Raw genomic sequence first — 4504 nt, forward strand, 5'->3', positions numbered from 1 at the left:
AAAACTAGGAATATACATGATAAATTTCCTGAAGTTGTTAATGTATCTAACAATTTATCTGTGAAGCCTAAATAGAAGAGTTGTAGGCTATTTACCGATAAAAATTGGCTTTTCAGTCTACTCTTGATGCTTTTTTATCGGTTGCACAAGTAGTTTAACTTGCTCCAACAGAAACGTTTATTAGCATCGGTGAAGATGCGGGGGTAAGGCCGAGTGCCACGTCCCCCCAACGCATAACTATTGCTCCAGCAGTAGATGTTCCGCCGAAGGTGTAAATAAGAACAAGATCATTTTCACGAATTTTACTCAATTGAGAAGCGTGGTAAAGATTAACAATTGGAGATGCGGCTCCAATATTCCCGTATACAGGGTTGGGGTTAATTGTGCGCTCAGGGTCGATTCCTAATGCCTGTGTGTAAACACTTGAATACCAAGCAGTGTTTGTATTGAAAACAAAAAAGTCAATTTCATCGAGTGTCACACCAGCATGAGCGATAGCATCTTCACAACACAAGCGACAAAATTTTACAAACACATCGCTAAACATTTTATTAGCTTTATTTCCTGCCCGAATAAACATTCGTGGATTGCCATGAGAATCTACAGCAAGTTCATTAAAGAAAGCATGACAAGTTTCAGAACTATGAATAATTTTGCTGCTGAGAATACCTTGGTTTGTTTTGAGTTTTCCAACTACAAAAGCTCCGGCACCATCACCTACTAAAAATGAGAGTGTATCATTTTCATCAATGAAACGAGAAAACGCAGATGATGCTACTACCAACACATTACAGTATTCTCCCGTTCGTACTAAGGAACAAGCAGTTTGGAGTGCAACTAGGCTACTCGTGCAAGTTGAATCAAGGTTCCATGCAGCCCCCTGTAAACCTAATTTACCAGCTAAAAAGGCAGCATTTCCTGGTACTATTTGCTCTGGAAACATTGAGGTAACGAGCATTAAATCGATGTCTTCAGGAAAAAGTTTTGCTGCTTCAAGTGCTTTCATCGCTGCATCATATTCCAAAGTCAGCGAAGATTCATCAAGACCAAGTACTCGCCGTTCTACTGCACCTCGAAAAGGATCGGACAGATAGGGATTCATTGCCTTAGCCCACAAATCAACGTCTTTGTTGTTGAGTGATTCAGCAGGAGAAAATGCCCTTGCTAAGCTTTTGTGTTCAGCCTTTTCTACCAATTCAGGATAATTTTGACGAAAATAATTATTTGTCCTTATAGTCTTAGGAAAACTAACAGCAATAGACTTAATACCCACAGGTATTTTCATAATAAAAATGCTCCTTTTTCAAAACAATTATGTCCTTTATTTACTGAAAGCAACTATTTTTTACGCGCTCATTAGTCCAGTAAACAGCGGTAATCAAGCTTTGAATTTGACTATTAATGGGTACGCTCATTCCAAACAAAAAGCAATTATTTCGGTTTACAACCAGTAACAATACTCCAATAGCCAGTGCTAGGCTTTACTTCGATTTCAGTAAAACCAACTTCTGCTAACATGGCAGACAATTCAGCACCTGAATATTGCTGTCCCTGCATCCCTACAAGCATTCCTACATTGTATGCAGCAACCGTAAACGGGCCTTTTTTAGAGTCGTCATAGAGCATTTCATGGATAATAATCCGACCACCAGGTAACAAGCTTTCAAAACTTTTTTGAGTTAAAAACTGCCCTTGTTCTGGCGACCAATCGTGATATATATCCGAGTAAAAATGCAGATCTGCTGGTGGAAAAGAATCCTTCCACATATCACCTACAAAAGTTCTAACTTGACTCTGCAAACCATAGCGCGTAACGAACTCCTGAGCTACTTCACAAACAGGTTGCAAATCGAAGACAGTAGCCTGCAATTGAGGCCATTTCAATACAACGCCAATCGAGTGAGCGCCTGACCCTCCAGCAATATCTAATAATTGTTTATACTCGGATAAGTTTAGCAATTCTGGCCAAGCTAATGCTGCTCCCATACTGTGGCCGTGCATTCCATAGGTGAAGTTTCGTGCAGCAGCTACTTGCTCTTCAAAAGACTTGAATTGCCTGTTTTCAGCAAGTTGCTGAGAGTTGGTCAGTACGGCTTGCTTTAAACTATCAAATGATGAGACTAATTCATCATTTACAATCATCAAATCCAAAAAACCACCGAAATATGTATGGCTGTTTTCCAACAGATATTCTCTGGCTAGCAAAGTTAGGCAATAAGAGTCTTCTGTCACATCTATTAATCCTATAGATGTAAGTACGCTCAAAATAGCAAAAGCTGGACGGCTAGCAATCTTTAACTTGTCGCAGATTTCCCCAAAAGAAAGGGGTTTTTCAGCCAGAACAGAGAATAGCTTTAAGTTATGGGCTACAAGAAGAACTCGATGAGCTTGACCAGCTAACAAAATATTCCACAGTAGCCCTTCATCTGTCTTAGGTTTTTGAATGTTGACACAAGTTTGCTGACTCATTTTAACCTCCTATATGTTACTATTTAGAACTTTATGCAACTAAACTTTGAATCCGATTGCCGATTGGTGCAGGACAAGTCGGATCGATGATGACATCAACCACAAACGGCTTTTCCGATGCCATTGCTTCTTTCAAAGCTTTCTCAAGCTCAGATTCGCGTTCCACGCGAGTGCCATCAGCTCCCATACTCTTAGCCATCTGTACGAAATCTACTGAAGGAAATTCTGCATCCACACCATCAAACCCAAGTCTTGCCATACCTTGAGCGCACATATTGTAACGACCGTCGTTGAGAACAACCCAAACCGCAGAAATTTTATACTTAACCGCTGTGCTAATATCTCCGCCATTCATTAACATCGCCCCATCCCCAACGATCGCGACTGCTTTTTTATTCCGCACTAAAGCAGCGCCCAAAACGCCCGTCACCGCATGACCCATCGAGCCAAACCCAGTGCTGACTCGATAGCGTCCCGGTTCGGTAAACCGCAATTTATTGGTTGTCCACGCAAAGGAATTTCCCGCCTCTGCGATCGTTAGCGCATCACTTCCATCAACAACGACTCGCTGAATTGCTTGCATCAATACTTCCGGTCTGATTAGCCCAGTATCGCGGGGGGTGAATAATTCTTGTGATGGCCAGGATTTTGGGATACGGCTAACGCTACGCTTCGCGAACGCTTTTGATGTTTTGGGATATTTCTGAAGGCACTTGAGTAACTTATTCACAAATGCGTTCACATCAGATTTTATCGGTATCTTCTTGACCTTTGGATAGACAGTTTTTAGCACATCCGGGTTAAGGTCAACATGAATAAACTCCCCAGAGGGAGTCATTGCCGGACTCCAAGTGAATTCACCCAAGCGAGTCCCTAATACCAACACCCGTTCTGGCATTTCTTCCTGCATAGAAGCGATCGCAGACGCATTGCCGCCAAATCCTGTAACTCCGATAAATTGTTGGTCATCTTCCGGAAAAATTCCTTTACCACGGGGCGAACACATCACGACTGCCCCAGTTTCTTTAACGAGTTCGCGGATCTGATCGGTAGCACCCCGCGCCCCAAAACCCAGCCAGATCGCAAATGGTTTTTCAGATAGTATCTTGGCACACTCCTCGACCTCTTTCTCAGGAGCGATCGCAGAATGAAATAACCTTTTTTGGGGGATTGAGACATTACTCAAACTTAACTGGATAGCCGTGGGAACGCTGATATGAGCGACAAAACCACTAGGTTGCACTAACCCTTCCTCTAACTGCCAAAATACTTCTGACAGTTGCTTGACATCCTCCAAAATTTTTGCATAATGAAACAGCGCTCCCGAAGTAAAAATCCCTTCTATTGGCATCGTATAAGGGCTAGTTTCTTGAAAAGCTAACCTACCTCGTTGTGCTGCTGAGGTAAAAGGCGAGATCAAAATCACTTTTGCCCCTTCCCAACGTGCCGCGAACATTCCCGTTAAGGCATTGGTAATTCCCGGCCCTGCTGTAGTAAAAACTGCTACAGGATCGCCACTGGCAAAATAAGCTTCGGTTGCGGCAAAAGCTGCACCCGATTCGTGCCGGAAGTGAATCACTTGAATGGAACTGTTTTCCAGCGCCGCCCACATAGGAGCGATCGCACCTCCCGAAACTCCAAACGCATACTTTACGCCCAATCTTTCGAGCATCTTAACCACAGCTTCAGCCACCGATTCACCAGCAAGTGACCGCTCGTTAAGCTGAGGGAATGCACCCAAACTTTCTCGATTATCGTTGGAATTTTTTTCGGAATTGATTGAGGGTATTTGCTGTTTTACAGCACTATCTGGGCTAACAAGCGTTTTTGTGTCCCAATCCAAATTTCTTTTTATCTCATCAATTTTTTTCCGCTCATTCGCAGATTGTTCGCCAACCGAGTTTGGCGTAATTAAAACGTTATTCATCCCCACACAACCAGCATCTTTTACGTAAACTGAACTATGAGTGTTTTGTCCGTCCCATCTCTTAGCGCGATCGCTTTAGAAATTTTTGGTTTGGTTTTTTCTCAGACT

Annotated in this window: 3 protein-coding genes; all 3 read right to left on the reverse strand. The window is 42.7% G+C overall.

The window, feature by feature from the left end; genetic code table 11:
* Positions 1 to 154 precede the first annotated feature (154 nt).
* The 3 genes from H6S82_RS19830 to H6S82_RS19840 all read right to left on the reverse strand — a co-directional run bounded on the left by H6S82_RS19830 (position 155) and on the right by H6S82_RS19840 (position 4396).
* Positions 155 to 1285 carry a 3-oxoacyl-ACP synthase III family protein gene (locus H6S82_RS19830; RefSeq protein WP_190465189.1) on the reverse strand — a complete coding sequence of 377 codons (1131 nt, stop codon included), beginning with the start codon at positions 1283 to 1285 and terminating at the stop codon, positions 155 to 157.
* A gap of 146 nt (positions 1286 to 1431) precedes the next feature.
* Complete coding sequence (locus H6S82_RS19835) at positions 1432 to 2469, reverse strand: methyltransferase (RefSeq protein ID WP_190465190.1); 1038 nt, start codon at positions 2467 to 2469, stop codon at positions 1432 to 1434.
* Between the two features lie 31 nt (positions 2470 to 2500).
* Positions 2501 to 4396: a thiamine pyrophosphate-dependent enzyme gene (locus H6S82_RS19840; protein ID WP_190465191.1), complete on the reverse strand. Its 1896-nt coding sequence runs from the start codon at positions 4394 to 4396 to the stop codon at positions 2501 to 2503.
* Positions 4397 to 4504: the final 108 nt, after the last annotated feature.

Origin of the sequence: Planktothrix sp. FACHB-1355, assembly GCF_014748295.1 — a bacterium.
In the GTDB taxonomy this organism is placed as follows: Bacteria; Cyanobacteriota; Cyanobacteriia; order Cyanobacteriales; family Aerosakkonemataceae; genus Aerosakkonema; species Aerosakkonema funiforme_A.

What these genes read in the sequence shown, in the direction of transcription:
- H6S82_RS19840 (WP_190465191.1), bottom strand. Translation starts at nt 4,396, where the DNA reads ATGAATAACGTTTTAATTACGCCAAACTCGGTTGGCGAACAATCTGCG.
- H6S82_RS19830 (WP_190465189.1), bottom strand. Translation starts at nt 1,285, where the DNA reads ATGAAAATACCTGTGGGTATTAAGTCTATTGCTGTTAGTTTTCCTAAG.
- H6S82_RS19835 (WP_190465190.1), bottom strand. Translation starts at nt 2,469, where the DNA reads ATGAGTCAGCAAACTTGTGTCAACATTCAAAAACCTAAGACAGATGAA.